The following is a 4,162-nucleotide window of genomic DNA, read 5'->3' as shown; positions in this document are numbered from 1 at the left end:
ATCCGCCGCTACATCATCTGGCGGAACAAGCACGCCGCCGACGAACGCCTACGAGAAGTCGTCGCCAGGGCGAACGTTGCCTGATGCGGCACTAGGCCTTGCTGGGGCATGATCGCGGAAGCCGCGAAGCGCGGTGAGGTGGACCTGTCCCTGGTCAGCATCGACTCCACCACCGCCCGGGCCCACCACGACGCGGCCGGGATGCACCTCGGCGAGGACGTCGTCACTGCCCTGGAGAAAGCCGCCGCCGCCGAGGAGAAGGCCAGGTCAAAGGGGGTGCCATCGAAGAACAAAGCGGGCAGGAGGTCGAAAGCGATCCCGTGCGAGAGGAGCGAAGAGGCATTCGGCGTCGGCACAGACTCCGGCTGAAGCCCGCCCTGCTCGGACGCTCCAGGGGCGGGCAGACCAGCAAGGTCCGCCTCGCCGCCGACCGTAAGTGCCGCCCGCTGGCGTTCATCCTGACCGCGGGCCAGGCGGCGGACAGCCCGTCCCTGGCGGTGCACGCCTCATCATCCTGGCGCTGGCCATGCTGCTCTCCTGGGTCGCCTGCTACGCCACGGGAGAGATCATCGTCCGTGCTCACGACCTGACCGGCATCGCCGACAAGGCGGTCGTCGGAGGTGCCGTCCGGCCGGCTTCGCCCTGGCCTTCGGCCTCATGGTCGCAACCCGGCACTACATCGCACCCACCCGAGCCTGACACCGCACCACCAGTCAGACACCACGCGTACGAAGGAGACGAACCGATGAGCGAGAGCACCAGCAGCGAGACGAAGTACGCGGCAACCAAAGCTGAGATCTACCGGGAGATGTCCACCGGGTTCCTGAAGACGCAAGTCAGAAGCTACGCGTCTGTGACCTCTGACCTGTCCGACCGTGGATGGGACCCGAAGACCATCACAGTCGGACACGAAGAGATCAACGCGATGATCACCGAACTCGAACGGCGCGGGGAACTCTGACCAGCGCACAACGGCGAGTACCGTGTTGAACGTGGCGCACAGCCCATCACTCAGGCCTCCGGCCATCGCCGATATGGCCGGATGTGCAGGAGTTCGCGAACACAGCTGGTCTGTCCGGCTGAACGATCAGTAGCACGGCCCGGCCTTGCGAGGCTCTAGCCTCGGGCCATCGGGCCCTTCGGGCCGAACAACGACCCGGAAGAACGACGAGCGTGCGACAGATACGGACACCCTCGGTACCACCGACAACTGCGACGGTACCGAGGAGGCGGGCAGAGAGCGAGGCCCCGGAGCACGCCGCCAGGCAGGTGTCGCGTCCCGCCGAACTCGCTGCTCTCCAGCGGACGATGGGCAACGAAGCGGTGACGCGTTGGGTACAGCGCCAGGAGAATCCCGAGGTCAGGGAGGAGGCGCGGCGGCACGCCGCCGATCCCACCGGACACGGCGAGTGGGGCAGTTTCTGCGACATGATGGCTCAGGCAGGCTTCCCCAACGACGTCACGGACGCCGCCTGGCAGCTCGTCCTCGGTGGCATCGCCGAACAGGGGCCGCTCAACGACGAAGCCATGGCTGAGCACACCGATCGCCAGAAGCAACGCGACCACCGCGCGTCAAACAGCTGGTACCAGGAGCTGGTGAAGCTCGTCGGCGATTACTTGGAGATCGACACACCGACGCTGGCTCTCTGGTCGGGCGGCAGGGTGACCAGCGGCTATGCCCGCTCCAGGGGCCACACTCCCCTGGAGACCACTCCCTTCGGTGGCGTGGTCGACAAGCTGACCCTGACCTCGGACTGGATGCTCAAGACGCCGATGTGGAACGTCCTGTCCAAGGCCTTCGTGAACCGCGCACGCGGACCCGTCCACATCTTCCTGCGGGCGTACAACCCCGACAGCGTCCTCATCGCGCAAGAGGTCCCGCAGCTGCGCGTGGTCATGGCGCTCAACCCGGCGGTGCATCTCATCTGGCACCCGGTGTACACTGCGGCCGACGGAGAGCTGATGGAGATCACCAAGAGCCTTGGCCTGACCTCCGACGCGCCCTACCCCACCCGGGACGAATGCGTACAGGTCCTCTACGACTACCTCCGGCTCAACCACGACCCGGCCAACTCCCACTCCCAGCGTGCCCATGCGGAGATGAGCGCCCATTTGGGAGCCAACGGCAATCCGCAGTAGCACCGGCTCATTGATCAGCTCATGGGGTTGACACGTTGAGGGTGCGGCGGACATGTCGACCGCCGACGGGTCCGCGCACGTGCGGGGCGGGGTGTCGGCGGTGGAAGAACCTGCGGGTTCCGGTGGCGGGTTCGGGTCGCCAACGTCTCCGCCTGGACTTTCACCCCGGGCGTGGGCCGCCCGGCCAGGATGGTCCCGCCCCTCGGGCCGACCGGCTGCATCGTCCTGGCGCTCGCCCTCCCGGCGTCCTCGGAGATCCGGGGCGCCGCGGTCCTTGTCCTCGGTCCGTGCCCCGGCGGTCAGACCGCCCGCAGAGCAGGCGTGCCCCGCCGGCCCTCCCGCCCACACGCACACGAAGGACGGCCTCCGAGACATGGATGCACCTGCAGATCAGCGCGGAGCAGTACGACTCCTGGTCCGCGGAGCAGTGTGCCGACATCGAGATCGTGGACGGGAGGGCCGTCGTGAGCCCGAGCGCCTCCAAGCGCCACAGCCGGCCGGCCCGCATCCTGGCCAACGCCCTGGGACGCAGCCGTACCCGATCCGGGGATCAGGCGCGCTTGCGGTGCCGCATCACGGCCATGGCGGCCGCACCGGCAGAGCGACACCCGTACACCGTTGACGGTGTACGGGTGTTGACGCCGAAGCCGGCTGGTCCTGAGCGGCCGGCGGGGCGCGCGGTCGGTACACCCGGGCCGCGCGGCCGTCCGCCTACGCCGTGAGGACTCCGCGGTTGTGACGGAGGGCCCACACAGTGACGGTGACGAGAACCGCTGCGATGACGGCCGTCGCCGCGACCGAGCCGGTGGCGGCGAAGATCCCACCGAATCCGGCCACACCGAGAGCCGCACCCACGGCGAGGCTCGTCTCCTGGAGAGCCGCAGCCCGTGCGACGTCCTTGGGCGGCACGCTTCCGAGCAGGTACGCGTCTCCGGATGCCATCGAGACCCCCACCCCCAGGCCGAGCAGGAAACTGGCCGGCCACAGTCCGACGAAGGCCGCCGTCACCAGACCGACAGCACACGCGGCCAGGCTGACCTGAAGCATGTGCACGGGAGAGAACCGGGACTGCAACCGGTGGAAGGTGAATCCTCCGAGCGAGACCCACAGCGCCAGAACCGAGACCGGCAGGACGGACAACAGCGAATCCGCCTGCGCGCTGAAGAGGAAGACCGATCCGGTGTAGCACGCCGAGCCGACGACGAGCGAGAGCGAACACGCGCCCAGCCGGGAGAAGGGGAGCATGCGCACATCGATGAGCGGGTCCCGCGAGCGGAGTTGACGCACGCAGAACACGCCCAGGATGACGCAGCCGGCGACCGTCGCCAGGACCCGTCCGAGGACTCCGCCGTGACTCTGCAGACCTGCCACGAAGAGCCCGAAGCCAAGAAGTGCCAGGGCCGAGGAGACGACGTCGATCTTGGCCGACACGGCCTGCCCCAGATCGATTCCGCGCAGCATCAGGGTCGCGAGCACTCCGCACACCACGGCGACCGCCGCCGGCAGCCAGAACAGCAGGGTGTAGGCGCCCATGTCGACGAACGCTCGGCCGATCAGGGGCCCAGTACCGGCGCCGATGCTGTACGTGGTGATCCACAGGGAGTAGCCCAGGGTGCGTTCCGCGGTGTGCGGCAGCCCGCCGATAACCGAGGCGACGCTAGTGTCCTGCGCCGGAGATTCGTCGGCAGAAACGGGCGAGGGAGTCGAGGATCTCCTCGGCTGTTTTGGTCCAGATGAACGGCTTGGGGTCTTCGTTCCAGTTCTTGACCCACTTGCGGATATCGGCTTCGAGGGCCTGGACGTTCTTGTGTGCGCCACGGCGGATCATCTGGTCGGCCAGGAAGCCGAACCACCGCTCGACCTGGTTGATCCACGAGGAGCCGGTCGGAGTGAAGTGCAGCTGGAACCGGGGGTGTTTGGCCAGCCAGGTCCTGATCGCCGGGGTCTTGTGGGTGCCGTAGTTGTCCACGATCAGGTGGACCTGGAGATGCGCGGGCACCTCTTTGTCGATCCTGATCAGGAA

General features: G+C 67.7%; 4 protein-coding genes and 3 pseudogenes. 5 read left to right on the top strand and 2 right to left on the bottom strand.

Annotated features, from left to right (window positions below; translation table 11 throughout):
• The 5 genes and pseudogenes from ACGF2Y_RS36550 to ACGF2Y_RS36530 form a co-directional block, all read left to right on the top strand.
• Nucleotides 1-84, top strand: a pseudogene (locus tag ACGF2Y_RS36550) (transposase); the annotation flags it as partial.
• Nucleotides 85-105: 21 nt separating this feature from the next.
• Nucleotides 106-572: pseudogene (locus ACGF2Y_RS36545) on the top strand (hypothetical protein); the annotation flags it as partial.
• Between the two features lie 173 nt (nucleotides 573-745).
• Nucleotides 746-961, top strand: coding sequence for a hypothetical protein (locus tag ACGF2Y_RS36540; RefSeq protein WP_392956395.1), 216 nt, complete (start codon nucleotides 746-748; stop codon nucleotides 959-961).
• A 362-nt stretch (nucleotides 962-1,323) separates the two neighbouring features.
• Nucleotides 1,324-2,139 (top strand): hypothetical protein, encoded by an 816-nt coding sequence (locus ACGF2Y_RS36535; protein ID WP_392956392.1) that lies wholly within the window; start codon nucleotides 1,324-1,326, stop codon nucleotides 2,137-2,139.
• A 377-nt stretch (nucleotides 2,140-2,516) separates the two neighbouring features.
• Nucleotides 2,517-2,663: pseudogene (locus tag ACGF2Y_RS36530) on the top strand (Uma2 family endonuclease); the annotation flags it as partial.
• A gap of 187 nt (nucleotides 2,664-2,850) precedes the next feature.
• Here the strand turns inward: ACGF2Y_RS36530 and ACGF2Y_RS36525 are convergent.
• A complete protein-coding gene (locus tag ACGF2Y_RS36525) occupies nucleotides 2,851-3,672 on the bottom strand; it encodes a hypothetical protein (protein WP_392956389.1) in 822 nt (273 codons plus the stop codon).
• A gap of 124 nt (nucleotides 3,673-3,796) precedes the next feature.
• Nucleotides 3,797-4,162, bottom strand: a 366-nt coding sequence (locus tag ACGF2Y_RS36520; protein ID WP_392956386.1) for a transposase, incomplete at its 5' end; no start/stop codon positions are given.

It is taken from the genome of Streptomyces sp. NPDC048142 (genome assembly GCF_043202835.1).
Classification (GTDB): Bacteria; Actinomycetota; Actinomycetes; order Streptomycetales; family Streptomycetaceae; genus Streptomyces.
Note: the sequence above shows the minus strand (reverse complement) of the source record. Positions and strands in the feature narration are given on the sequence as shown.